The organism is Tateyamaria sp. ANG-S1 (assembly GCF_000814025.1).
Lineage (GTDB): Bacteria > Pseudomonadota > Alphaproteobacteria > Rhodobacterales > Rhodobacteraceae > Tateyamaria.
Genome location: NZ_JWLL01000003.1, coordinates 526,716 through 552,153, shown reverse-complemented (window position 1 = coordinate 552,153; position 25,438 = coordinate 526,716). Strand labels below are relative to the sequence as shown.

The following is a 25,438-nucleotide window of genomic DNA, read 5'->3' as shown; positions in this document are numbered from 1 at the left end:
ATCTATTTCTTCTGACGAGGGGGCTGTCTGCCCCCTCGAGCTCCCCCGAAGGTATTTTGAGCCAGAAGAAAGGGAGAGGGTCAGCCCCGTCCTTGCAACTTCTGACATCGGGGGGTAAGGCCGGGCGGACTGAAAATTGGGGCCCTTCATGCCTGTTCTTGTGATGAAATTCGGTGGCACATCTGTGGCCACGCTGGACCGCATCCGCCGCGCGGCCAAGCGCGTCGGCGTTGAGGTGGCCAAGGGCTATGACGTCATCGTCATCGTGTCGGCCATGTCGGGCAAGACCAATGAACTGGTGGGCTGGGTGAATGAGACCTCGCCCCTGTTCGATGCCCGCGAATATGATGCCGTGGTGTCGAGCGGAGAGAACGTGACAGCCGGGCTGATGGCGCTGACCTTGCAGGAAATGGACGTGCCCGCACGCTCCTGGCAGGGCTGGCAGGTGCCGCTCAAGACCAACTCCTCGCACTCCTCGGCCAGGATTGAAGAAATCCCCACCGACAACATCAACGCCAAGTTTGGCGAAGGCATGCGCGTTGCCGTGGTTGCAGGGTTTCAGGGCATCAGCCCCGAGGGCCGCATCACCACGCTGGGCCGGGGCGGGTCGGATACCACTGCCGTTGCCTTTGCCGCAGCCTTCGACGCTGAGCGCTGCGACATCTACACGGATGTCGACGGCGTCTACACCACCGACCCGCGAGTCAGCCCCAAGGCGCGCAAGCTTGAAAAGATCGCGTTCGAAGAGATGCTGGAACTGGCATCGCTCGGTGCCAAGGTGCTGCAAACCCGTTCGGTTGAGCTCGCAATGCGCTACAAGGTGCGCCTGCGCGTGCTGTCGAGTTTCGAAGAACAATCCGACAATGCAGGCACGCTGGTCTGCGACGAGGAGGATATCATGGAAAGCAATGTCGTGGCCGGTGTGGCCTTTTCCCGGGACGAGGCGAAGATGACGCTTGTGTCGGTCGCGGACCGTCCGGGGATTGCCGCCACCATCTTTACCGCGCTGTCGGATGCGGGTGTGAACGTGGACATGATCGTCCAGAACATCTCGGAAGAGGGGCGGACGGACATGACCTTCTCCTGCCCCACGGATCAGGTCGCGCGCGCCGAAAAGGCGATGGACGCAGCCAAAGGCGAAGGGATCATCAATTTTCACGAACTCATCGCCGACACGGATGTTGCCAAGATCAGCGTCGTAGGCATCGGCATGCGCAGCCACACAGGCGTTGCGGCCAAGATGTTCCAATGCCTGAGCGCCGAGGGCATCAACATCAAGGTCATCACCACGTCCGAGATCAAGATCAGCGTGCTGATTGACCGCAAATACATGGAATTGGCGGTTCAGGCCCTGCACGACGCCTTTGAGTTGGACAAGGCGGCCTAAGCCCCCATCTAGAGCGCAACGCGGACGTCAGGAGACGGGTCTATGTTGCGCACGCTTTACGCTTTGCTTCTTGTGATCTGGGCGGTTCCGGCGGCAGCGACCCAGTTGCCGGAGCGGGTGGGTAATGCCCTCTTGCATGTGATTGCGCACGAGGCCGGGCATGCGGTTCTGCGCGAATTCGACCTGCCCGTCCTCGGACCCGAAGAGGACATCGCAGAGGATTTCGCGACCGCCTACATCTACCTGACCCTACCCGACCGGGCCGAAGCCATCATCGAAGCACGCGCAGCCCAGCATCGCGCCGACGGGGCAACCCCTGGCCCGTTTTCCGAATACCGGGCGGACGCGCAGCGGGCAGGGCGGATGATCTGTCTGCTTTATGGATTTGACCCGAACCGCTACTCCGCCTTGGCAGAGCGCAACATGATGAACGACGATGCGCGGGACAACTGCGCCGACCTGGCTCCCGAAATCTTGCGCAGCTGGCGGCGCACGCTTCAGCCCCTATGGATGGACCCCGATGCGCGTGTGACCGAAGTGGGCCTGCGGGTCGACCCGGAACTCGAGCTGATGGCGATGGCCAACCGCGATCTGGTCGAGACGGCGCTGGACCTTCTGACCCGGATTGACTGGCATTCGCGCGTCACGCTCGAACTGGAACAATGTGACGGAACTGCCGGGTGGCAGCGCAATGGGCGCACCATTTTCCTGTGCAGCGCCTATGTGGACAGGATGATTGCCCAATTGGCAAATTGATCCGCTTGGTGCTGCGGATTGCAGCGTATTCACTACTTTTGCGGGAGTAATCCGGTTTGCGACGTCGCTTTGTCGTTTCGCTTTGCGCCCCCCTGTGATCTAAGCTGTCGTCGCAGGATCGAATTGGGGACAGCGCGGCAATGGCCGAACGCCTTGAAACAGAAAGCCGCAAGCTGCTGGGCCGCTTGCGCGACGCCATGGCGGGGGATGACCCGGGCCAGGCGCGGCTGGACAAGATCACCCATCTGATCGCCACCAGCATCGGGTGTGAGGTCTGTTCGATCTATCTGTTCCGGGATGAAGAAACACTTGAGCTCTGCGCCACCGAAGGGCTGAACCCCGAGTCTGTGCACCAGACCCGGATGCGCCTGGGCGAGGGGCTCGTGGGTCGGGTGGCGCAACGCCGCCAGGTCGTGAACACCGCCGATGCGCCGAATGCGCGTGGCTTCCGCTTTATGCCGGAAACCGGCGAAGAAGTGTTTTCCAGTTTCCTTGGCGTGCCTGTGCAGCGTCTGGGTGAGGCGCTGGGCGTGCTGGTCGTGCAATCGAAAGAAGCGCGCGAGTTTTCCGCGGACGAGGTCTATGCCCTCGAAGTCGTCGCGATGGTCTTGGCTGAAATGGCTGAACTCGGTGCTTTTGTGGGCGAGGGCGCGGCCATGGGCGCGCGTCATTCGCAGCCCGTCATGCTGCGCGGCACGGTTGCACAGGAGGGCGTGGCCGAGGGCCATATCTGGCTGCACGAACCGCGCGTCGTCGTCACCAATCCCATCGCCGATGATCCGCACCGTGAGTTGGAGCGTCTGACCGAAGCGGTCGAGGAATTGCGCGTGGGCGTCGACAAGATGCTGGCGCTCGCCGCTGACAAGGAACAGGCGCAAGTCCTTGAAGCCTATCGCATGTTTGCCAATTCCAAGGGCTGGATGCGGCGCATGCAAGAGGATATTTCCAACGGTCTCAGCGCCGAAGCCGCGGTCGAGAAAGAGCAATCGCTCGCCCGCGCCCGCATGGGACAGGCGACCGACAGCTATCTGCGTGAACGCCTGTCGGATCTGGACGACCTGTCGAACCGCCTGCTGCGTATTCTGACGGGGCAGGGGTCCGATACCGGTGCCGAGATGCCCGCCGATCCCATCCTCGTGGCCCGCAATATCGGGCCCGCGGAACTGCTGGACTATGGCCGCAGCCTCAAGGGGATCATCCTCGAGGCCGGATCCGTCGGCAGTCACGCCGCCATCGTGGCGCGGGCGCTGGCCATACCCCTGATCGTTCATGCCGACCGCGCGACGCTTGAGGCGTTGAACGGCGATCACGTGATGGTCGATGGCGAACAGGGCATCGTGCACCTGCGCCCGGATGATACTGTCGTGACGGCCTTCCGCGACAAGATGGCGATGCAGGCGGCCGCGGTGGAACGCTATGCGTCGATCCGTGACAAACCGGCAGAAACGCTCTGCGGGTCGGTCGTGTCGCTGCATATGAATGCGGGGCTGATGGCGGATCTGCCATCGCTACAGGGGTCGGGGGCCGAGGGCGTGGGCCTGTTCCGCACCGAATTGCAGTTCCTGGTGCGCAACCAGATGCCCAAACGATCGGAACTGTCGGCGCTTTACGCCCGCGTGCTGGATGCGGCGGGTGGCAAGCCCGTGATCTTCCGCACGCTCGACATCGGGTCGGACAAGGTGCTGCCCTACATGAAGCCCAATGACGAGCCGAACCCGGCGCTGGGTTGGCGCGCGATCCGCGTCGGCCTCGACAAGCCCGGCGTGATGCGGATGCAGTTGCAGGCGTTGATCCGGGCCGCGAATGGGCGGCCGCTGACGGTGATGTTCCCCTTCGTGGCGCAATACGAAGAATACACGCAGGCCCGTGCCGAGGTGGACAAGGCCATGGAGCGCGAGGCGCGGCTGGGCCATGTGCTGCCCGAAAAGGTCGAAGTGGGTGCGATGCTCGAAACCCCCAGCCTGGCCTTTGCGCCCCGTAAATTCTTTGAAGAGGTGGGCTTCCTCTCTATCGGGGGCAACGACCTCAAGCAGTTCTTCTTCGCCGCCGACCGCGAGAATGAGCGGGTGCGGCGGCGTTACGACACCCTCAACGTGTCGTTCCTGTCCTTCATCGAACGCATCGTAGAGCGCTGCGCACAGACCGACACGGCGCTGTCTTTCTGTGGCGAAGACGCAGGCCGTCCGGTTGAAGCCTTGTGCTTTGCCGCCATCGGCCTGCGCCGCCTGTCGATGCGCCCGGCCTCAATTGGGCCGGTCAAGTCGTTGTTAAGACGCTCAAATCTGGATGAAGTCCGCAAGGTCATTGCCGATGCGCGCCACAGGGGCGATATGAACGTCCGGCCCGCGATTATGGACTATTTGCGCGATCAGAAGTGACACACTGAATCTTGGTTTGGATTCAATGCACTGCCAGACACTTCAAAAGCTTTGCTTGAGAAGATCGCCGGTCAACCTGCCTCGCAGGTTAAGCACATGCGCCGACGAGGCTCATATTGATGCGCGTTATACTGTTATGAATTTTCCATCAAAAATCAGATTTGAACACAGAAATAGCTCCAAAAACATCAAATAGCGCACCTTACCCCAATCCATCCCCAGCGCACAAAAAAGCCGCCACCTGACACACAGATGACGGCCAATCTCGCTTAAAACCTAGCTCACCGCAGCCGCTGCTCGCTTCGCGCATCAAAGAACATCACCCGGTCGTCATCAAAGGACACGGTGACCTCTGTCCCTTCCTCCATCGCCAGGTCGCCCTTCGATTCCACGATCACCCGCTCACCGGTTGGCGTGGTCAGGTAGTCATAAGCCACACCGCCCAACCGCTCGCGAATATCCAGCGTGATGGGCGACGCGCCTTCGGCCAGCGACATGTCCTGCGGACGCACACCCACGATCACCTCGGTCCCCGCCGACGGCAGTCCCACGGATGTCGGCACCAGACGGTCGCCAAGGCCCGGCACCCGCACACCGTTCCCTTCCACGATCCCCTTCACGAAATTCATTGCAGGTGAGCCGATGAAGCCAGCGACAAACTTGTTGTCGGGGTCCTGATAGAGATGCATGGGCGAACCCACCTGCTCGATATGTCCCGCGCGCAGCACCACAATCTTGTCGGCCAGCGTCATCGCCTCGACCTGATCGTGGGTCACATAGATCATCGTGGTGCCCAGCTCCTTGTGCAGCCGGGCAATCTCCACCCGCATATCCACGCGCAGCTCAGCATCAAGGTTGGACAGCGGCTCGTCAAACAGAAACACCTCCGGCCCCCGCACAATCGACCGGCCAATGGCCACGCGCTGACGCTGCCCCCCAGACAGGGCAGCAGGCTTGCGCTTCAAATACTCGTCCAGCTTCAGGATCTTGGACGCCCCATCGACCTTCTTCCGAATGGTCTCTTTGTCGACGCCATTCATCTTCAGGCCAAAGCCCATGTTCTCTTCGACCGTCATGTGCGGATACAGAGCATAGGTCTGGAACACCATCGCCACGCCGCGCTCGGCCGGGTCCATATGGGTCACGTCACGGGTGCCGATGCTGATCTGTCCGTCGCTTGTCTCCTCAAGCCCCGCAATCATGCGCAGCAGGGTGGACTTGCCGCAGCCCGACGGGCCGACAAAGACGCAGAACTCGCCATCATCAATGGTCAGGTCCACACCATGGATGACCTGTGTCGCGCCGTAGCGCTTGATGGCTTTCTGCAATGTCACACCGGTCATGGTGTCCTCCCTTTATTGACTTGGAAACTGCCAGTTGGCAGCGGCACCGGCGATATCGCGCGCGGTGGATTGAAGATGCGGCGCAAGCTGACCCAGATCGGCCAGCGACTTGCGCGCGGTGGATGTGGTGACGCTCAGCGCGCCGATGGACCGGCCCGCATCGGACAGGATCGGGGCGGCGACACAGATGATACCGGGCTCATGCTCTTCACGGTCATAGGCGACGCCCTCGGCTCGAATCGCCTCCAGTTCAGAGCACAAAGATTCGCGGCTCGTATGGGTGTGGGTCGTGTGGGCAAACCACGCCTGTTGCGAAAGGGCGGTGTCCAGCGCGTCGTCCGCCAGAAAGGCCAGCATCGCCTTGCCCACGCCCGTGCAATATCCGGGGCCGACCTTGCCCGCCTGCGAAAACATCTCCAGCGGCTCGGCGGCGTTGCGCTTGTCCACGTACAGAACCTGCCCGCCATCCATCTGGGCCAGGTGCACTGTCTCGCCCACCTGCGCGCTCAGATTGTCAATGAACGGGCGCGCAATCGGGGCCAGCGAACTCTGTCGCCACGCCGCATGGGCCAGGCGAACAAGGCGCAAACCGGGGGCATAGGTCTGGCGTTCAGAATCGTAGCGCAGCATCCCCAGCGACGTAAGCGTCTGCACCAGACGATACAGCGTGGCCTTGGGGTGGGGGGACAGGGCCAGCAATTCGGAAAACCGCACAGGACGTTCCAGCTGGGCCACGAGGTCCAGCACTTCCAACGCCTTGGCAATGGTTCCCTCCCCCGACCGGGGGGCTGCCGTGTTCATCTGTCTCCTCCCAGAGTGGCGCATGAAATCTGTTGACCTGCGCCCCGTGTCCCCGCATAGTTCCAATAGTTGGAAATCGGTTTCACTATGTGGAACTTCCACAAAGCGGGGGCCGGTGTCAAAGAAAATCTGAATTTCGTCGCCGACAGGAAAACTCAGGCTCGGCGGCGGAACGTTATGGAACCAACGGGAGGAGAACCAATGTTCCTTAATCTGAAAACCGCCGTGGCGGCCATTGCACTGTCGGCTGTTGCCGGCACGGCCTTCGCGCGCGATCTGGTCATCAACTTCGATGACCTGAACCCCGGCCCGAAAAAAGGCTTCGAAGACGCGGTCGAGAAGTTCAAAGCGGAAAACCCCGACATCAACGTCATCGTCAACATCAACGACCGCGAAGCGCACAAGACGGCGATCCGCAACTTCCTGACCGCCGACGCGCCCGACGTGACCAGCTGGTACCCCGGCAACCGCATGGCGCCCTTCGTCGATGCGGGCCTGTTCCAGCCCGTCGATGACGTCTGGGAAGAAAACGGCTTCAACGAAGATCTGGCCGCGATCAAGGCCACCATGAGCCGCGATGGCAAGATCTGGGGTGTGCCCTATTCCTACTACCAGTGGGGCATCTACTACCGCAAAGACATCTTTGACCTCTTGGAGCTGGAAGAGCCCCAGACATGGGACGAGCTGCTGGCCGCCTGCGGCAAGATGAAAGAGAACGGCGTGACGCCCTTCACCATCGGCACCAAGTTCCTTTGGACCGCTGCCGGTGTGTTCGACTACATCAACCTGCGCACCAACGGCTATGACGTGCACAACGCGCTGACCGCCGGTGAAATCAAGTACACCGATCCCCGCATCGTCGCCACGTTCGAGAACTGGGAAACCCTGATCAACGAGTGTGGCTTTGTCGACAACCACGCCTCGATGAGCTGGCAGGACGCAATTGCACCCTTTGCCAACGGTGACGCGGCCATGTACGTGATGGGCAACTTCTCGGTCGACGGCTACAAGAACGCTGGCCTGACCGAAGACCAGATCGACTTCATGCCGTTCCCGACGATCAACCCGGACGTGCCGCGGGCTGAAGAAGCGCCTGCGGACGCGTTCTTTATCCCGACGAACGCCAAGAACGTCGAAGATGCCAAGAAGTGGTTGGCTTTCGTTGCGCGCCCCGATGTGCAGACCCAGTGGAACAAGACTATCGGCCAACTGCCCATCAACTCCAAGGCGGACATCTCGGATGACAAGTTCATTCAGCAAGGCTTTGAGTTGCTGAACTCCGCCACCGGTCTGGCGCAATTCTATGACCGTGACGCACCGGCCGCGATGGCCAAGGCGGGCATGGAAGGCTTCCAGGAGTTCATGCTGGACACGTCCAAGAAGATGGACATCCTGCAGCGTCTGGATGAGGTCCAAGCCGAGGTTTACTAAGCCTTGATCAGCGATGCGCCACCCCGGCGCATCGCACGCACTCTGTAGGGTGCGCAGTCACTGCGCACCTTCGTCCAACGCACCCGTTATTGTCGATTAACCTTCTGTAAAGACAAATTAATTCTGTTTTTTCATAAGGTTAAGCAGTGTCCCAGCGTGGGACATGTTCCCTCAGCCCAGGAGGATGCCCATGGCAGACGCCGTTGCCACCGACACCCGCACCCGGTCCGAGCCGGGATTTTTCAGGCGGAACAAGCTGGCCATCGCCCCGTGGATTTTCCTGATCCCCGCGCTGATTTTCTTCGCCATCTACGTGGTCATCCCGATCTTCGAATCCCTCTGGCTCAGCCTCTACCAATGGAATGGCCTCTATGATGCGGATGGCAATTCCACAGCCGTCTGGGTGGGCTTCGACAACTATGTCAGGCTCTGGAGCGACCCCAATTTCTGGACCTCCCTGCGCAACAACATCGCGTGGCTCGTCCTCTACATGTTGGCCGTCCCCGCGGGCCTGTTCATCGCGCTGTTCCTGAACCAGACGGTCACGGGGATGCGGTTCTACAAGTCGATGTTCTTCTTCCCCTTCGTGATCTCCCAAGTGGTCGTGGGCCTGATCTTCGGCTGGTTCTACAACCCCGATTTCGGCGTCGTTGGAACGGTGTGGAAGGCGATCTTCTGCGAGGAAACCACCAACATCCTCGGCAACACCACCTTCCGCTGCGAACGCCCCGTGCCCGACATCCTGTCGAGCGAGCAATGGGCGACCTACGGCATCATCGCCGCCGGTCTTTGGCCGCAGATCGCATACTGCATGATCCTGTATCTTACTGGGCTGAACAACGTCGCCGCAGACCAGATCGAGGCCGCACGTCTGGACGGGGCCAAGGGCTGGAAGATGCTGTGGTACGTGGTTGTGCCGCAACTGAAACCGGCAACCTTCATCGCCGTGGTTGTGACCGTGATCGGGGCGCTTCGGTCCTTTGACATGATTGCCATCATGACGCAGGGCGGGCCGTTTGGCTCCACCAATGTGCTGTCGCACTACATGTTTGAGGTGGCGATCTCCGAATATGGCGAGCGCTATGGTTATGGCTCGTCCATTGCGACCGTGCTGTTCGGTATCATGCTCATCTTCATCAGCTATTTCCTGTGGCGCATGTACCAGGACGAGAAGGGAGGGCGCTGAGATGTTTCCACGTCCCATCGAGAAATCCGGCCCCGCGGCCAAGGCGGCGTACCAGGCGTTCCTACCCGTTGCCCTGATCCTGTGGCTGCTGCCGTTGCTCGCGATCTTCCTGACGTCGATCCGGTCGGCGGCGGACATCAACTCGGGTAACGTGTTTGGCTGGCCATCGGAATTCGCGCTGATTGAGAACTACGCCGCCGTCTTCACCCAGTCAGCTGCGGCGCAGTACATGCTCAATTCGGTGCTCATCACGGTGCCCAGCGTCGTCATCTCCGTGGCCCTTGCGTGCCTCGCCGGATACGCGCTGGCGATCTACCGGTTCCGGGTCGCGCTGCCTTTGTTCTTCCTGTTCGTGGCGGGCAACTTCATTCCGTTCCAAATCCTCATGGTGCCGGTGCGGGATATGTCGGTGCAAACGGGGCTCTATGACACGATCGCGGGGCAGTTCCTTTTCCACGCAGCCTTCCAGACTGGGTTCTGCACGCTCTTCATGCGCAACTTCATCAAAGCACTGCCCTTTGATCTGGTGGAGTCTGCGCGGATCGAGGGTGTCGCGGAGTGGCGCATCTTCTGGTACGTCGTGCTGCCCCTCGTGCGCCCGGCCATCGCGGCGCTTGCGGTGCTGATCTTCACCTTTGTCTGGAACGATTTTTTCTGGGCCAACGTGCTCACGCAGGGCGAAAGCGCCAAGCCAATCACGGCGGGGGTGCGGGCGCTGAATGGGCAGTTCGTGAACAACTGGCACCTCGTGTCGGCGGCGTCCTTGCTGGCGGCGATCCCACCTGTTGTGTGTTTCTTCCTGATGCAACGGCACTTCATTGCCGGTCTGACCCTGGGGGCTGTTAAGTGATAAGATGTTGGCGCCTCGATGACGGGCGTCAGACTTTGGTCCTCGGCTCCGACAGGGGTCGGTTGGCGGAGGTTGTCTATTGGGGACCGCGCCTGCCGGATGAAGAAGATCTGACGACGCTTTATGAGGCTTATACCCTTGATGTGACGGGCGGGATGCTCGATGCGAACCCCGAACTCAGCATCTGCCCGGAGGCGACGCGGTCCTTTCCCGGACAGCCGGGCCTGATCATCCGGCACGGGGACGGGACGCCGTTCCTGCCGAAGTTCTGCCTTGAGCGGTCGGACCTGGCAGAGAACGTGCTGATCCTGACCTATATGGATGAGGACCGCGTGCTGACCTACCGCGCGCGCTTTGCCATTGATCCCGACACGCACATGATCGAGGCGAGCGCGGAGCTGGACGCGCTGGAGCCGATGCACCTGCACTGGCTGTCAGCCCCGGTGTTTCCGGCACCGCAGCTTGCGGACGAGATGATCGACTTTGCCGGGCGTTGGTGTGGTGAGCTCCAGATGAACCGCACGCCCTGGTCGCCCGGTATTCGGTACCGCGAGAACCGGACGGGTCGCACGGGGCACGAGCATTTTCCGGGGCTGATCGTGCCGGTGCAGGGGGCGTCGAATGCGGCGGGTCATGCCTATGCCTTTCACTACGGATGGTCCGGTGGGCACCGTATGGTGGCCGAGGAGCTGCCGGATGGTCGGCGGCAGATCCAGTTTGGGCACGCCGCGCGGGTTGAAGGATCGGCGCAGCATAGGTTTGCGACGGGCAAGCTTTATGCCGTGTTCTCGGATGATGGTCTGAACGGTTGCGCGGTTGCGTTCCAGCGGCATTTGCGGGATCGGATCGTCACCTTTCCGCGCCCGGATGCGCCGCGGCCCGTGCACTACAATTGCTGGGAAGCCGTCTATTTCGACCACAATCTGGATGAGTTGAAAGACATCGCCGAACGCGCCGCCAAGCTGGGGGCGGAGCGGTTTGTTCTGGACGATGGCTGGTTCGGCAACCGGGATGATGACACGCAGGCCCTGAGCGATTGGGAAGTTGATCCGAGGAAGTACCCAGATGGGCTGACCCCGCTGATTGATCACGTGAAGTCGCTCGGCATGACTTTCGGCATCTGGTTCGAGCCGGAGATGATCAACCAGAACTCCGACATCTTCCGCGCCCATCCCGATTGGGCGCTGGGGGGCGAGGATCAGATCATGGGGCGTCAACAGATGGCGCTCAACATGGCGCTGCCTGCGGTGCAATCGTTCCTTTTCGAACGGATCAGCGACATTCTGGGCCGTCACGACGTCGAATATGTGAAGTGGGACCACAACCGGGTGTTGCCGATGCCAGATGCGGCGCAGACGCGGGGGTCTTACACCTTGCTGGACCGGTTGCGGCAGCGGTTCCCGGATGTGGAGATTGAAAGCTGCGCGTCGGGTGGTGGGCGCATTGATTTCGGCATCATGGAGCGGACGCAGCGCGTGTGGCTGAGCGACTCGAACGATGCTGTTGAGCGACTGCGCATCCAGCACAATGCGTCGATCTTTTTACCGATGGCAGTGACCGGGAGCCATGTGGGGCCGCGAACGTGCCATACATCTGGCCGCACGCTCGACATTCGCTTCCGCGCATGGGTCGCCGCGCAGCGGCACATGGGGTTCGAGATGGACCCGCGTGAGTTGACCGATGAAGAAGCCCAAGTGCTGACCGACGTGACTGGCTGGTGGAAGCACAACCGCGACTGGATGTATGGCGCCGATATTCTGCGTCTGGACAGTGCCGACCCTGCCGTCTTTGCCGAGCAGCATCTGGAACTGGGCGGTGGGCAGTTCGTCGTCTTTGCGGGTAAGGCGGCGACCAGCGATCAGATCGCGCCGAGGCCCCTGCGTCTGACCCGGCTGACGCCCGATGCAAAATACCGTGTCGAGCTGATCAATCGCGAGGATGCGAGCCATTTGTCGCGCGGCCAGAACGCGCTGAAGACTGGCCCTGTCGTGGTGAGCGGGGCCTATTTGATGTATCATGGCCTGACGCTGCCATGGAGTTTCCCGGAACGGATGTGGGTGATCAAAGGCGACCTTGCCTGAGCCCCGAATTGAGAGTGATGCCATGAAAGAGACAGCCACATTTCACGACCTAAAGGGCGCATCGGTGTTCATCACCGGCGGTGGCTCGGGCATTGGGGCGTCGCTGACGGATGGGTTCATGGATCAGGGCGGGCAGGTTGCTTTTGTCGGGCGGTCGGATGCGACGGCGTTCTGTGATGAGATGGAGGCGAAGCATGGCGTGCGCCCGCTGTTCATGCAGTGCGATATCACCGATACGGCGCATTTGAAGGCGTGCATTGATCAGGCGGCAGAGGCGCATGGGCCGGTGACGACGCTGGTGAACAACGCTGCCAATGACAAGCGCCACGCCACCATGGATGTGGATGAGGAACTGTGGGATTGGATGATTGCGATCAACCTCAAGGCCTATTTCTTTGCTTGTCAGGCGGTCATTCCGGGAATGCAGGCTGCGGGTGGCGGATCGATCATCAACTTTTCCTCCATCAGCTACATGATGGGGAATGCGGGTTATCCGATCTATACGGGGTCGAATAGCGGCATCAACGGGATGACGCGATCGCTGGCGCGCGAGTTTGGGCCGGATAAGATCCGGGTGAATGCGCTGGCCCCTGGTTGGGTGCTGACGCAGAAGCAGTTGGACAAGTGGGCCACGCCCGAAGGGTTGGCGGCGCATATGGAGCGGCAGTGCCTGAAGGATCATCTGGAGCCGGATGATATTGTTGGGGCCACGCTGTTTCTGGCCTCGGGCACGAGCCGGATGATGACCGGGCAATCGGTGGTCGTCGATGGCGGCGTGGTGGTGACTGGCTGATGGGGGATGTGGCCTGGATCGCTGTGGATTGGGGGACGTCGCATGTGCGCGCATGGTTGATGCGCGCCGATGGGACGGTTCTGGATCGGCGGTCGTCGGCGCAGGGCATGGGCGCGTTGGAGCGTTCCGGGTTTGAGCCTGCGTTGCGGGAACTCATTGGCGATGCTTTGCCTGCGCCTGTGCTGGCCTGCGGTATGGTCGGGTCGCGGCAGGGCTGGGCGGAGGCGCCCTATGCTGCCGTGCCTTGTGCCCCGCCTGCTGCGGCTGAGGCGGTGCGGGTGACGGGTACTGATCTGGATGTGCGCATTCTGCCCGGTGTGAAGCAGGTGAAACCCGCCGATGTGATGCGGGGGGAAGAGACGCAGATTGCGGGGTTCTTGGCCACGTCGCCAGGGTTTGATGGGGTGATCTGTTTGCCGGGAACCCATACCAAATGGGTGCAAGTGAGCGCGGGCGAGATTGTGAGTTTCCGCACAGCGATGACGGGCGAGATGTTTGCATTGCTGTCGGAGCGGTCGGTGCTGCGCCATTCCATGGGCGACGGCTGGGATGGTAACAGCTTTGCGGCGGGTGTCGATCAGTCCTTGTCCCGACCCGAGGGGCTGGCGGCGGCGCTGTTTTCCCTGCGGGCGGAGGGGTTGTTGCACGGATTGTCCGGCGACGCCGCGCGGGCGCGATTGTCGGGGTTGTTGGTTGGGGCGGAACTGGCGTCGATGCGGCCCTATTGGTTGGGACAGCAGGTTGCTTTGATCGGGGCGGAGGCTTTGTCGCAAGCCTATGCCGAAGCGTTGGGCGCGCAGGGCGTGCCGACGCAGATGGCAGGTGCGGAAGAGATGACACTGGCGGGCCTGACCGCCGCTTACACACAGATTTACGGAGAGGCTGCATGAGCCGAGAGATCATTGCCATTCTGCGTGGCATTACCCCGGACGAGGCTGTGCCGGTGGCCGACGCGCTTGTCGATGCTGGGATCACCCGGATCGAAGTGCCGCTGAACTCGCCTGATCCCTTTGACAGTATTGAGAAAATGTTGGAGACACATGGGGATCACGCCATCATCGGGGCGGGTACCGTACTGGATGTGCGGGACGTGGAGCGCCTGCACGAGATGGGCGCGCATATGGTTGTGTCGCCGGATGCCAATGCCGCCGTCATTGTTGCGACGAAACAGGCAGGCATGATGTCCTTTCCCGGTGTGATGACGCCGACGGAATGCTTTGCGGCACTTCAGGCCGGGGCCGATGGGCTGAAGCTGTTTCCGGCGTCCTTGTTGGGTGTTGATGGGCTGAAGGCAATTGGTGCGGTGCTGCCCAAGGGTACAAAGACCTATGCCGTGGGTGGCGTGGGGCCTGCGAATTTTACTGAGTGGTTCGCTGCGGGCATCACTGGCTTTGGGATTGGCTCGGCGCTCTACAAGCCCGGCATGTCGGTGGCAGATGTCACGAGCCGGGCGGCCGACATGGTGGCTGCCTACGACGCAGGCGCGTAGTGCAGGTTTTTGACGATACGGGTTGCGCATTGGGCGAGGGGCCCATGTGGCATCCGGAGCGGGGAGAGCTGTTCTGGTTCGACATCCTTGGCAAGACCATGATGTCGAAAGGTGCGCAGCGGCGAGAATGGGCGTTCGACGAGCACGTGTCAGCCTGTGGCTGGGTAGATCGTGAGACTTTATTGGTGGCGTCCGTCTCTGGCCTTTGGCGCTTTGACATTCCCACCGGGGATCGTGATCTGGTGGTGGCGCTTGAGGCGGACAATCCCCTCACTCGCTCCAATGACGGGCGGGCAGACCCGCAGGGCGGGTTCTGGATTGGGACGATGGGGTTGAATGCCGAACCCTATGCCGGGGCCATCTATCGCTACTACAAGAGCGAGCTGCGGACATTGTTTGATCGGATCACCATCTCGAACGCGATCTGCTTTGCGCCGGATGGTGGTCGCGCGTATTTTACCGACACGTTTTCGAAGCAAATTCAGAGCGTTGGGTTGGATTCAGACGGGTGGCCCGCATCAGCGCCGGAGGTGTTTGTGGACCTGACATCGGAAGGCTTGAACCCCGACGGCGCAGTTGTGGACGCGGATGGCAATCTGTGGAATGCGCAGTGGGGCGCGGGTCGGGTGGCCTGTTATGGACCCGATGGCAGCTTCAAACGTGCCGTCGGCGTGCCCGCCAGCCAATCAAGCTGCCCGGCTTTTGGCGGGCATGACGCGACAACGCTTTTCGTCACAACCGCAGCAGTCGGACAGGACGAGGCGGAGGGAGGAAAGACCTTTTACGGGCCGGCGGGCGTAACAGGCCAGCGTGAACATCAGGTGATCTTATGAAACGAACATTGGGGGTATGCTACTACCCTGAGCACTGGCCAGAGACCCAATGGGAAGAAGATGCGCGTCGCATGGCAGACCTTGGCCTCACTTGGGTGCGGATTGGTGAGTTTGCATGGAAACGGATGGAGCCGCGCGAAGGTGAATACGACTGGGGCTGGCTCGACCGGGCGATTGAGACGCTGGGGGCTGCCGGGCTGAAGGTTGTGCTGGGCACGCCGACTGCGACGCCACCCAAATGGGTGTGCAAGAAGCATCCGGACATGTTTGCCGTCGATGAGAACGGGCATGTGCGCGGCTATGGTTCGCGGCGGCATTATTGCTTTTCCCATCAGGGCTTTCTGGAAGAATGCCGCAAGATCGTACGCGCGGTCGCGGAACGGTATGGGCGCAACCCGCATGTGGCCGCATGGCAGACTGACAATGAATATGGCTGTCATGATACCGTCATCAGCTATTCCGACGCGGCGCGGACCCGGTTTCAGGATTGGCTGCGTGGGCAGTTCCCGGGGCAGGGCAATGACGGGGACATCGGAGCGCTGAACGCGGCCTGGGGCAATGTGTTTTGGTCGATGGACTATGGCGATTTCGATGAGATCGGGTTGCCGAACTTGACGGTGACCGAACCGAACCCGGCGCATGTGCATGCCTTCCGCCGGTTTTCATCGGACCAGGTGGTCCTCTTCAACCGGGCGCAGGTGGAGATCATCCGGCAGTTTTCCGACGCACCTATTGCCCACAACTACATGGGGCGTGTGACCGAGTTCGACCATTTCAAGGTGGGCGATGATCTGGAGATTGCGTCGTGGGACAGTTACCCGCTTGGCTTTCTTGAGGATCGTGTGGGCGCGGACCCCGCACATCAGCGCGCCTACGCCCAGCAGGGTGATCCGGATTTTCAGGCGTTTCACCATGATCTGTATCGTGCAGTCGGCAAGGGGCGCTGGTGGATCATGGAACAGCAGCCGGGTCCCGTGAACTGGGCGCCGTATAATCCTTCCCCATTGCCGGGCATGGTACGCTTGTGGTCTTGGGAAGCCTTTGCCCATGGGGCAGAGGCCGTGTGCTATTTCCGTTGGCGGCAGGCACCCTTTGCGCAGGAGCAGATGCACGCAGGCCTGTTGCGACCGGATTCGGTTGAGGCGGAAGCCTTTGGTGAGGCGGCTGAGGTCATGGCCGAACTGGCCGATGCGCCGGATGTGTCGCCTGCGCAAGCGCCGGTGGCCCTTCTGTTTGACTACGATGCGGATTGGGCGTGGTCGGTGCAGCCGCATGGGGAAGGGCTCAGCTACTTCGGTTTGGTCTTTGACTGGTACCGCGCGTGCCGCAAACTGGGTCTGTCCGTTGACATCCTGCGGCCCGACACGCGGGATTTTGCAGGCTATGCTCTGGTTCTGGCACCGTGCATGATGCACATGCCCGACGATTTGAAAGCGACCTTGCAAGCGGTGGATGCCGAAGTGGTTCTTGGCCCGCGCAGCGGTGCCCGCGATGCCGATTTCAACATCCCGACGCCGTTGCCGCCCGCGTGGCCGGGCAGTGATCTGGCCGTGTCCCGTGTGCAGTCTATGCGCCCTGATTTGCCCGTGCCCATGGACGGGGGCGGGTTCGTGTCGCGCTATCTTGAGCAGCTTGAGGGCGGGGGCGCAGTCGTCATGCGCACCGACGAAGGTGCTCCGGTGGCTGTGCGCTGTGCACCTCATGTGACTTACATGGGCGGCTGGGGTGATGACGCGGTGCATATGCGCCTGATCAAAACCCTTTTGCCGGGCCTTGAGACGGAGCGGATGCCTGAGGGCGTGCGCCGTCGCGACACGGGTACCGAGCGGTTCTGGTTCAATTATTCGGACCGGCCCGTGCAGGTCGAGGGGCAGGAGTTGCCTGCTGCAGGGGTTTTACGAGTCGCGCGCTGATCTTGTCATGGAACTGTCACATGGCGGTGACATAGCCCGCCGGGAAAGACGGGGAACAACATGACCACTTATGCGTTGAACGGCCTGGGCCGGATTGGAAAGCTGGCCTTGAAACCGCTGCTTGATCGCGGCTGCGAGGTTGCTTTCGTCAACGATGCCGTCGGTGATCCGACGATGCATGCGCACCTGCTGGAGTTCGACACGGTGCACGGGCGGTGGGACGCAGCCTTTGCCGCGGATGATCAGAGCATCACGATTGACGGGACGCGCATTCCGGCGTTGAACATGTGGCGCATCGAGGACCTGCCGCTAGACGGAGTGGATGTGGTCATTGATTGCACGGGCGTTTTCAAGACCGAGGCAAAACTGGCCCCTTATTTTGCGGCCGGTGTGAAGAAGGTCGTTGTGTCCGCTCCGGTAAAGGATGGGGATACCGCGAACATCGTGTATGGGGTAAATGATGACGCCTATACCGGGCAGCGCATCGTAACCGCAGCCTCGTGTACAACCAACTGTCTGGCCCCGGTTGTGAAGGTGATACACGAGGGCTTGGGCATCAAACATGGGTCCATCACCACCATCCATGACGTGACGAATACACAGACCATCGTGGACCGCCCGGCCAAGGACCTGCGCCGCGCGCGGTCGGCGTTGAACTCGCTGATCCCGACGACTACTGGATCGGCCACGGCGATCACGCTGATTTACCCCGAGTTGACGGGCAAGCTGAACGGGCATGCGGTGCGTGTGCCGCTGCTGAACGCTTCGCTAACGGATTGCGTGTTCGAAGTTGAGCGCGAAACGACCGTCGAAGAGGTGAATGGCATGTTCGAAGCGGCGGCGCATGGGCCGCTCAAGGGTATTCTGGGGTATGAGACGCGGCCCTTGGTGTCGACGGATTACACGAATGATCCGCGGTCGAGCATCGTGGATGCGCCGTCGACCATGGTCGTGAACGGGACGCAGGTGAAGATCTATGCCTGGTACGACAACGAGTGGGGCTATGCGCATCGCCTTGTTGATGTGGCCCAGATGGTGGGCGCCCGCCTGTGAGCCGACCCGAGGGCTTTGCCGCATATGTCGCTGTAACGGCGGCCTATTGGGCATTCATGCTGACAGACGGGGCCCTGCGTATGTTGGTGCTCTTGCACTTCAACACGCTTGGCTTTTCGCCGGTGCAGCTGGCCTATCTGTTTGTGCTCTACGAGATTGCGGGCGTAGTGACGAACCTGAGCGCGGGGTGGATCGCGGCGCGGTTCGGGCTGACCTCCACGCTCTATGTTGGCCTTGGCTTGCAGGTGGTGGCGCTGCTGGCGTTGGCCCAGCTTGATCCGGCGTGGTCTGTCGCGGCATCGGTTGTCTTTGTGATGGCGGTGCAGGGCCTGTCGGGCGTGGCCAAGGATCTGGCCAAGATGTCGTCGAAATCTGCCGTGAAGTTGCTGGCGCCGGCAGAGGGTGATGGCCTTTTTCGCTGGGTGGCACTGCTGACCGGGTCCAAGAATGCGGTCAAAGGCTTGGGCTTTCTGTCGGGGGCCGCGGCACTCGCGCTCTTTGGGTTTGTGCCGTCGGTGTTGGGCATGGCGGCCCTGCTGGCTGCGATCCTTCTGGCTGTGCTGCTGCGGATGCCGAGTGGGCTGCCGGGCGGTCGAAAGGATGCCAAGTTCAAAGAGGTGTTTTCAAAGAACCCGCGCGTGAACTGGTTGAGTGCGGCGCGTGTGTTCCTGTTCGGGGCCCGTGACGTCTGGTTCGTGGTCGGTATTCCGATCTACTTCTATTCGGTGCTGAGCGATGGTACCCCCGAAGGACAGCGTGCTGCGTTCTTCATGATCGGGATATTCATGGCGGTCTGGGTGATCCTGTACGGTTTCGTGCAGTCGAAGGCCCCCGCAATGCTACGGAGTGCAAAACGAACCGAGGCGGACCTGGCCGGTGCCGCGCGGTTCTGGGTGGGAACGTTGTTCTTTGTGCCGGCAATCCTTGCCCTTGCGGTCTGGGCTGTGGGCACGCCGACGCTGTCGCTGACCACCTTCGTTGTGCTTGGCCTGCTGGTCTTTGGCGTGCTTTTTGCGCTGAATTCGTCGCTGCATTCCTACCTGATCCTTGCATTCACGGATGCCAAACGGGTCACGATGGATGTGGGGTTTTACTACATGGCGAACGCTGCGGGGCGGTTGATCGGGACCGTTTTGTCCGGTTTGACTTATCAGCTGGGCGGTTTGCCTTTGTGCCTTGCAACGGCGGCGGTGATGATCCTGCTGAGCTGGCTGAGCATCGGGCGCATCACCGAAAGCGCGGCATCCAGCCCAGCGTAGCGTGCGCGACCTGTCCCTGCTGTAGCGAAGAATTGGGATTTCCATAGCGCATTGCGCCGGTGCCGGTAACGGCGGCCATGCGGGGCTTTTGGCTCACCCGTCTTTTGGAGGGGATACCCCGGCGTGCGCGCCGGGGTATTTCGTTCAAGCGAAGAACACGCCGTTGTCGTCCATCGGCAGTGACGCGATGCGGAGATCGCTTGCTGCGGCGATGGCGTTTGCGAGGGCGGGGGCCGCGGGCGGCGTCCCCGGTTCGCCCACGCCGGTGGGCGCTTCGGCAGAGGGGACGATATGCACCTCGATCTCGCCGATATCGCTGATACGCAGCGGCTCGTAGTCGGGGAAGTTGAACTGGTCCACAACCCCATTTGTCAGCGTGATCTGGTCGCGCATGTTGTGCCCTATGCCGTAGCCGATCCCTCCCTCCATCTGCGCCTTGATGATGTCCGGGTTCACGGCGATACCGCAATCTACGGCGCAGGTGACCTTTTCGATCTTGATCCCGTCCTCTGGCGTGCCAGAGATTTCCACGACCTCGGCCACGTAAGAGTTAAAGGATTTGTGGACGGCGATCCCCTGGCTGCGCCCTTCGGGCGGGTTGCCCCAGTTTGCTTTTTCGGCCACCAGTTTCAGTACACCCGCCTTGCGTGTCTGGTCGGCCTCGTCGCCCGTCAGGTAGGCAAGGCGGAATTCGACCGGGTCTATGCCCGCTGCCCGCGCGGCCATGTCCATCATCACTTCCATGACATACGCCGTGTGGGTGTGACCGACCGCGCGCCACCAAAGGGTGCTGGTCGCTTTGGGTGTGTCCGTTAGGCCAAACGAAGCGCTCGGGATCTGGTAGGGGCTGTCGAACGTCCCCTCGACCGACGCGAAGTCGATGCCGTTTTGGACCAGCATCGCCTCGAACGGTGTGCCCTTGAGGATCGACTGGCCTGCGATACGGTGTTCCCAACCGACGATGGCGCCGGATGTATCGAGGCCCACGCGGACCTTGTGACCCATGGCCGGGCGGTACTGGCCCGAGCGCAGGTCATCCTCGCGCGACCAGACCAGGTGCACCGGGCGCGACCGATCCGTCAGCGAAAACGCCATCGCGGCTTCCATCTGGTAGTCGGCCTGCGGTGTTGCGCGCCGACCAAATGACCCACCGGCGAGCACCGTCTTGATCTGCACCTTGTCGAAGGGAAGGCCGAAGAATTCGGCGATCGCCCCGTGGGGGATGGTCGGGAATTGGCAGCCATCATGCAGCAGGATTACGCCTTCGGCCGTTTCTTCGATCGTGCAATTCAGCGGCTCCATCGGCGCGTGAGCGAGGAGGGGGAAGTAAAAGGTTTCCTCGATCACCGTTTCGGCGCCATCGACGGCTGCGCGTACGGCATCCATGTCTGCTTCGTTGACGTTGTAGGTGGGCTCTGCATCAAGTGCGGCCCGGATCTCTGCCTCGATATCCGATGAACTGCGGGTTTCGGCGTTCGTTGTGTCCCATTCGACCGAGATGGCGTCGCGCGCCTGCATCGCGGCCCAGGTTGTTTCTGCGAAGACGGCGACACCTGCGGCATTGGGTAGGATCTGCGCGTCAATGAAGCCCTTGATGTCTGCCGCACCGCTGGCATCTACGCTGATGGCAGTGGCACGTTGCTGTTCCGGGCGGGCGATCATCGCGATCATCTGATTTGGGCGCACGATGTCCATGGCGAACATGGCGCTGCCGTTGCCTTTGGCTGCGCCGTCGAGCCTGCGCACATCCGGGTTGCCGATCAGGCGGAATTCCGATGGATCCTTGAGCGGTGGATCTGCGGGCGCGTCAAATTGAGCGGCGGCTTCGACGAACTCACCAAGCGGGGCTGAGTTGCCCGCACCCGAGATCACCCCGTCTTGCAGGGAGAGTGCAGAAGCCTCCGTGCCCCATGCTTGCGCTGCAGCTTGCAGAAGCATCTCGCGTGCTGCTGCACCCGCTTGCCGGTATTGCAGAAATGAGTTGGCCATGGCAGTCGAGCCGCCTGTGCCCTGCATCGGGCCAAACAGCGTGTTGTTGTAGACCTGTGGATCGGATGGCGCAAAGTCATAGCCGATCTGGTCCATGGTCAGGCCCATTTCTTCGGCAATGAGCGTTGTCAAACCGGTCGAAGGCCCCTGACCCATCTCGAAATGCTTCACTATGGCGGTGACGGAGCCGTCGCTGCCGATCTGCACGAACGGTGTCAGCATGGAGCGTGAGCCGGACGCGGCGAGTGCGCCGTCAGGACGCACGCCCACAACAAGGACTGCACCGGCAGCAGCGGCGCTTTTCAAAAAACCACGGCGGGATGTGTTGATGGTCATGATTACGCCTCCAGGATCTCGGACGCGCGCTGGATGCCCGCGCGGATACGTTGGTAGGTGGCGCAGCGGCAGGCGTTGCCCCACATGTAATCATCGATTTCCTGAGCCGAGGGCTTGGGGTTTTCAGTCAGAAGACCCACGGCGGACATGATCTGGCCCGACTGGCAATAGCCGCATTGGACCACGTCCAGCTCAATCCAGGCCTGTTGGACAGCCGCCCCGATCTTATGATCGCCCATGGCCTCGATCGTCGTGATCTCGGCCCCTTCCGCGTCTTCGATATAGGTTTGGCAGGACCGCACCGGCTCACCGTTCAGGTGCACGGTGCACGCCCCGCACGAGGCGACGCCGCAGCCGAATTTCGTGCCTGTCATCTTCAACTCGTCACGGATGACCCACAGCAGCGGTGTGCCGGGTTCCGCTTCGACCGTTTGGTCCTTGCCATTCAGTTTTAGTGAAATTGCCATGCCTACGCTCCCAGATGGACTTCGGTACTATGAAAGATAGTGGCGCGGCAGCATTGCGCCACTCCTTAAACGGTGCAGCCATTGGGACGGGTATGGCGAAGGGCAACGTATCAGGGGTGCGAGGGGCGGCCTGCCGGTCGCCAGAGCACAAGGCGCTTTAAGCCGCGCCTAGGGAACTGCGGCCAGTCATCGCCGAAGCAAACGCACTGAGCAATACGTCCATATCTTCCGTATCCTCGATGTCATTCGGGATGCTGACGCAGGCGGCCAAGGGCCGACCCAGCACGGTTTCGCACGTCGCAAAGCTGTTGCTCTGCTCTTTGGACCGACCACATGTCAGAAGCACGCCTACCGGAGCCTCCAGCGTCGCGAGACCCGCCAGAACACTGCGCAACGGAGGCGCAGGTTCGTTGGCCCAGACGGGCCCCGCGGCGACAATCCATGGTCTTTGCGCAGGGACGATGTTTCCCGTGAGTAGTGGCGGCGCAGCCTTGCGCCCGACGTCCCAGATTGCGCGTGCGATCCACAGAAGCGGAAACCGGTATCGTTCGACCTCGATTTGAACAATGTCGGCCCCGGTTCGGCATGCGAATGCATCTGCGACCCGTCTGCTGTGACCGGTCTTTGAAAAGCAGAAGATGGCAGGTCGGGGCGTGATGGGCATGGGTGCAGATCCTTCGCGGTGCAGTCTAGCGCCGCGCAGGCCCCCGCGAATTGACCAAGATCAAAAGCGGCACGCGCCGCCCGTGGCACTCAATGACCAGACCCACCGCGCAAGGAGCCTGCACATGCTTGATACATTGCCCAAGTCCATGAAAGCCGCCGTCGTCACCAAACTTGGCGATCCGCTTGATATCCGCGAGGTTCCTGTGCCCCAGATCGGTCCGCGTGATGTGTTGGTGCGGGTGCGGGCATCGGGCGTGTGCCATACGGATCTGCATGCCGCCATGGGCGATTGGCCGGTCAAGCCGACAGCCCCGTTCATTCCAGGACATGAGGGTGTCGGCGAGGTGGCCGCACTGGGCCGCGATGTGACCCATTTGAAGGAAGGGGACCGCGTCGGGGTGCCGTGGCTGCATACCGCGTGCGGCCGGTGCGAGCATTGTTCCGGCGGGTGGGAGACACTGTGCGAGAGCCAGCAAAATACCGGCTATTCCGTCGATGGTGGCTATGCCGAGTTTGTGCGCGCAGATGCCAACTATGTCGGCCTTCTTCCGAACGCGATAGACTACGGCCCTGCCTCGCCCGTGCTCTGTGCCGGTGTGACAGTCTACAAAGCGTTGAAAGAGACCGAAGTGCGTCCCGGCCAATGGGTCGCCATCAGCGGGATCGGCGGTCTGGGTCACATGGCCGTGCAATATGCAAGAGCGATGGGGATGAATGTCGTCGCCGTCGATGTCGCCGATGACAAGCTGGAATTGGCCAAAAAGCTGGGGGCCGAGGTGGCTATCAATGCGGCTGAGGTTGACCCGGTAAAAGAGGTGAATGACCACCTGGGCGGCGTGCATGGTGCGCTTGTGACGGCTGTGAACACGCAGGCTTTTGCCCAGGCCACCGGCATGTTGCGTCGCCACGGAACGATGAGCCTGGTTGGCCTGCCGCCGGGGACATTCCCGTTGCCGATCTTTGACGTGGTCTTGAAGCGCCTCACGATCCGCGGGTCCATCGTGGGCACACGGCTTGATCTGACCGAGGCGTTGAGCCTTGCCGCCGACAACCGCGTGACAACCCATTTCGAGTGGGACCGGCTGGAAAATATCAACGCCATCTTTGACCGGATGAAGGCCGGACAGATCTCGGGGCGGATTGTGCTGGAGATCTGAGTTTCGCGTCTTCGGGTTCGCGTATCAGCGCCGATATGCGTCGTTTGAGGTATGTCAAAGGGCGCATGGTCGTGCGCCGTTAGGTTTGCTTCCAAAAAACAAGGAAGCGAGCAGAATATGAGACCTCAAACCAGATTGATCGTCGCCGTTGCGACCACGGCCCTTGTCACGGCCTGTTCCCCGGAGCTGCTTGAACCGGACGTGAGCGCAGAACACGGCGAGCGGTTGTACTTGCAGAAATGCGCGGTGTGTCACGGGACCGATGGCACCGGTGCCGGTGTTGCGTCCCTTGGCCTCGGCGGGCCTCCCCCGGATCTGACGATGCTGTCGGCCCGCAATGGCGGCGTCTATCCCGAGACATTCGTGATGAGCGTGATCGACGGTTTCAACCGCCGCGACCACCCGTCCTCGGCCATGCCCGAGTTCGGTAACGAGGGGCTGGGCCCGATGGTGCAAGTTGAGGAGGACGGTATCTCGACACCGATCCCGTCGGACCTGATTGCGCTTTCCGCCTATCTGGAAGGTATCCAGCAATAGACTCGGGTTCAGCGGCGCGCCGTGCAGGCCCCTAGCAGCCAGTAGATCGGGCAGAAACGGAACACCGATGTCGCGATCAGCAGTCCACCGAGGATCGCCATGATCTGTGGGACCAGTGCGCCGGGCCATATGCCGGGGATGATTTCTGTGGCTGACAGCAGCATCAGGACGCCGACGCTTGAGCGCAGCAGCCGATCGATATGTCCGATGTTTGATTTCATCCGTTTTCTGCCTCGCACTCAATGCAAGGCCAGCGGGGACGCCGGGATAAGCGGCGCCAGATCCGTGTGGAAAAGCCGGATGCGCGCCGTCATCGCAGCAAAGAACAGATCGCGGACGCTTTTTTGCTTTGCAACGAGCGCGGCGCAGCTTTCGTAGCTCAAAGGCAGAATGGTCAGCCTGTGCACGACGCGAACTGTCGCGTCTTCGCCCTCGGATCGCATGAGGAGTGACGGGCCTGACAGTGTCAGCGCGGGCGCCCTGTTCCGTTCAATGCAGAGCTGACCCGCAATCACCAGCGCCAGATCGACACCCTCGCCCAATCGAAGGGTTTGATCCGGCAAGAGGTGCCGAGGGGTCGCGGAGCCGTGAGACAGCTTTGCCAAGTCATCCTGAAGGCGCAAGGTCGTGAAGATGTCCATGAGCCACTCCAACGTTGCATCGGGGTCAGAATATGTCGTTCCGCGCAACGGGATGTTGAGATTTGTCAACATCCACTGTGTGTTCCACGTCA

General features: G+C 61.4%; 23 protein-coding genes. 16 read left to right on the top strand and 7 right to left on the bottom strand.

The window, feature by feature from the left end; translation table 11 throughout:
• Positions 1–148 precede the first annotated feature (148 nt).
• The 3 genes from RA29_RS04540 (at position 149) to ptsP (ending at position 4,521) form a co-directional block, all read left to right on the top strand.
• Entirely contained in the window at positions 149–1,387 is a 1,239-nt protein-coding gene (locus RA29_RS04540) for an aspartate kinase (RefSeq protein WP_039683288.1), read from the top strand.
• A gap of 42 nt (positions 1,388–1,429) precedes the next feature.
• Positions 1,430–2,143: a DUF4344 domain-containing metallopeptidase gene (locus RA29_RS04535; protein WP_039683286.1), complete on the top strand. Its 714-nt coding sequence runs from the start codon at positions 1,430–1,432 to the stop codon at positions 2,141–2,143.
• Between the two features lie 140 nt (positions 2,144–2,283).
• On the top strand, positions 2,284–4,521 hold the full coding sequence (gene ptsP, locus RA29_RS04530) for a phosphoenolpyruvate--protein phosphotransferase (RefSeq protein ID WP_039683284.1): 2,238 nt from the start codon (positions 2,284–2,286) through the stop codon (positions 4,519–4,521).
• 281 nt (positions 4,522–4,802) lie between these two features.
• On the opposite strand, the gene ugpC is transcribed toward ptsP, so the two are convergent.
• Positions 4,803–5,864: a sn-glycerol-3-phosphate ABC transporter ATP-binding protein UgpC gene (ugpC, locus tag RA29_RS04525; RefSeq protein ID WP_039683282.1), complete on the bottom strand. Its 1,062-nt coding sequence runs from the start codon at positions 5,862–5,864 to the stop codon at positions 4,803–4,805.
• Positions 5,865–5,876: 12 nt separating this feature from the next.
• A complete protein-coding gene (locus tag RA29_RS04520) occupies positions 5,877–6,665 on the bottom strand; it encodes an IclR family transcriptional regulator (protein WP_039683280.1) in 789 nt (262 codons plus the stop codon).
• Between the two features lie 201 nt (positions 6,666–6,866).
• Between RA29_RS04520 and RA29_RS04515 the strand changes: the two genes are divergently transcribed.
• The 11 genes from RA29_RS04515 to arsJ all read left to right on the top strand — a co-directional run bounded on the left by RA29_RS04515 (position 6,867) and on the right by arsJ (position 19,553).
• Complete coding sequence (locus tag RA29_RS04515) at positions 6,867–8,096, top strand: extracellular solute-binding protein (protein WP_039683279.1); 1,230 nt, start codon at positions 6,867–6,869, stop codon at positions 8,094–8,096.
• 190 nt (positions 8,097–8,286) lie between these two features.
• The gene (locus tag RA29_RS04510) at positions 8,287–9,282 is read left to right on the top strand and encodes a sugar ABC transporter permease (protein WP_206540136.1); all 996 of its coding nucleotides are present in this window, start codon (positions 8,287–8,289) and stop codon (positions 9,280–9,282) included.
• Between the two features lies 1 nt (position 9,283).
• Positions 9,284–10,132 carry a carbohydrate ABC transporter permease gene (locus RA29_RS04505; protein WP_039683275.1) on the top strand — a complete coding sequence of 283 codons (849 nt, stop codon included), beginning with the start codon at positions 9,284–9,286 and terminating at the stop codon, positions 10,130–10,132.
• Positions 10,129–12,213 carry an alpha-galactosidase gene (locus RA29_RS04500; protein ID WP_039683273.1) on the top strand — a complete coding sequence of 695 codons (2,085 nt, stop codon included), beginning with the start codon at positions 10,129–10,131 and terminating at the stop codon, positions 12,211–12,213. The genes RA29_RS04505 and RA29_RS04500 overlap by 4 nt, the downstream gene beginning before the upstream one ends.
• Before the next feature lie 22 nt (positions 12,214–12,235).
• On the top strand, positions 12,236–13,006 hold the full coding sequence (locus tag RA29_RS04495; RefSeq protein ID WP_039683271.1) for an SDR family oxidoreductase: 771 nt from the start codon (positions 12,236–12,238) through the stop codon (positions 13,004–13,006).
• A complete protein-coding gene (locus RA29_RS04490) occupies positions 13,006–13,896 on the top strand; it encodes a 2-dehydro-3-deoxygalactonokinase (RefSeq protein WP_039683269.1) in 891 nt (296 codons plus the stop codon). The genes RA29_RS04495 and RA29_RS04490 overlap by 1 nt, the downstream gene beginning before the upstream one ends.
• Complete coding sequence (locus RA29_RS04485) at positions 13,893–14,495, top strand: 2-dehydro-3-deoxy-6-phosphogalactonate aldolase (protein WP_039683267.1); 603 nt, start codon at positions 13,893–13,895, stop codon at positions 14,493–14,495. Before RA29_RS04490 ends, RA29_RS04485 begins: the two co-directional genes overlap by 4 nt.
• A complete protein-coding gene (locus tag RA29_RS04480; protein ID WP_039683265.1) occupies positions 14,495–15,328 on the top strand; it encodes an SMP-30/gluconolactonase/LRE family protein in 834 nt (277 codons plus the stop codon). Before RA29_RS04485 ends, RA29_RS04480 begins: the two co-directional genes overlap by 1 nt.
• On the top strand, positions 15,325–17,241 hold the full coding sequence (locus tag RA29_RS04475; RefSeq protein ID WP_039683263.1) for a beta-galactosidase: 1,917 nt from the start codon (positions 15,325–15,327) through the stop codon (positions 17,239–17,241). Before RA29_RS04480 ends, RA29_RS04475 begins: the two co-directional genes overlap by 4 nt.
• A gap of 60 nt (positions 17,242–17,301) precedes the next feature.
• On the top strand, positions 17,302–18,294 hold the full coding sequence (locus RA29_RS04470; RefSeq protein ID WP_039683261.1) for an ArsJ-associated glyceraldehyde-3-phosphate dehydrogenase: 993 nt from the start codon (positions 17,302–17,304) through the stop codon (positions 18,292–18,294).
• Positions 18,291–19,553, top strand: coding sequence for an organoarsenical effux MFS transporter ArsJ (arsJ, locus tag RA29_RS04465; RefSeq protein ID WP_039683260.1), 1,263 nt, complete (start codon positions 18,291–18,293; stop codon positions 19,551–19,553). Before RA29_RS04470 ends, arsJ begins: the two co-directional genes overlap by 4 nt.
• Positions 19,554–19,697: 144 nt before the next feature.
• Here the strand turns inward: arsJ and RA29_RS04460 are convergent, their stop codons facing one another.
• The 3 genes from RA29_RS04460 to RA29_RS04450 all read right to left on the bottom strand — a co-directional run bounded on the left by RA29_RS04460 (position 19,698) and on the right by RA29_RS04450 (position 23,009).
• Positions 19,698–21,878, bottom strand: coding sequence for a molybdopterin cofactor-binding domain-containing protein (locus RA29_RS04460; RefSeq protein WP_039683258.1), 2,181 nt, complete (start codon positions 21,876–21,878; stop codon positions 19,698–19,700).
• A 2-nt stretch (positions 21,879–21,880) separates the two neighbouring features.
• Positions 21,881–22,345: a (2Fe-2S)-binding protein gene (locus RA29_RS04455; protein ID WP_039683256.1), complete on the bottom strand. Its 465-nt coding sequence runs from the start codon at positions 22,343–22,345 to the stop codon at positions 21,881–21,883.
• Positions 22,346–22,502: 157 nt separating this feature from the next.
• Positions 22,503–23,009 (bottom strand): hypothetical protein, encoded by a 507-nt coding sequence (locus RA29_RS04450; protein WP_039683254.1) that lies wholly within the window; start codon positions 23,007–23,009, stop codon positions 22,503–22,505.
• A gap of 124 nt (positions 23,010–23,133) precedes the next feature.
• Here RA29_RS04450 and adhP point away from each other — a divergent pair, with 124 nt between their 5' ends.
• Together adhP and RA29_RS04440 are read left to right on the top strand one after the other, a co-directional pair.
• Positions 23,134–24,168 (top strand): alcohol dehydrogenase AdhP, encoded by a 1,035-nt coding sequence (gene adhP / locus RA29_RS04445; RefSeq protein WP_241462544.1) that lies wholly within the window; start codon positions 23,134–23,136, stop codon positions 24,166–24,168.
• Between the two features lie 117 nt (positions 24,169–24,285).
• Positions 24,286–24,705, top strand: a complete 420-nt coding sequence (locus RA29_RS04440; RefSeq protein WP_039683252.1) for a c-type cytochrome — start codon at positions 24,286–24,288, stop codon at positions 24,703–24,705.
• A gap of 8 nt (positions 24,706–24,713) precedes the next feature.
• On the opposite strand, the gene RA29_RS04435 is transcribed toward RA29_RS04440, so the two are convergent.
• Both RA29_RS04435 and RA29_RS04430 read right to left on the bottom strand, forming a co-directional pair.
• A complete protein-coding gene (locus RA29_RS04435; RefSeq protein WP_039683250.1) occupies positions 24,714–24,926 on the bottom strand; it encodes a DUF2892 domain-containing protein in 213 nt (70 codons plus the stop codon).
• Positions 24,927–24,944: 18 nt separating this feature from the next.
• Entirely contained in the window at positions 24,945–25,346 is a 402-nt protein-coding gene (locus RA29_RS04430; RefSeq protein ID WP_193743458.1) for a hypothetical protein, read from the bottom strand.
• Positions 25,347–25,438: the final 92 nt, after the last annotated feature.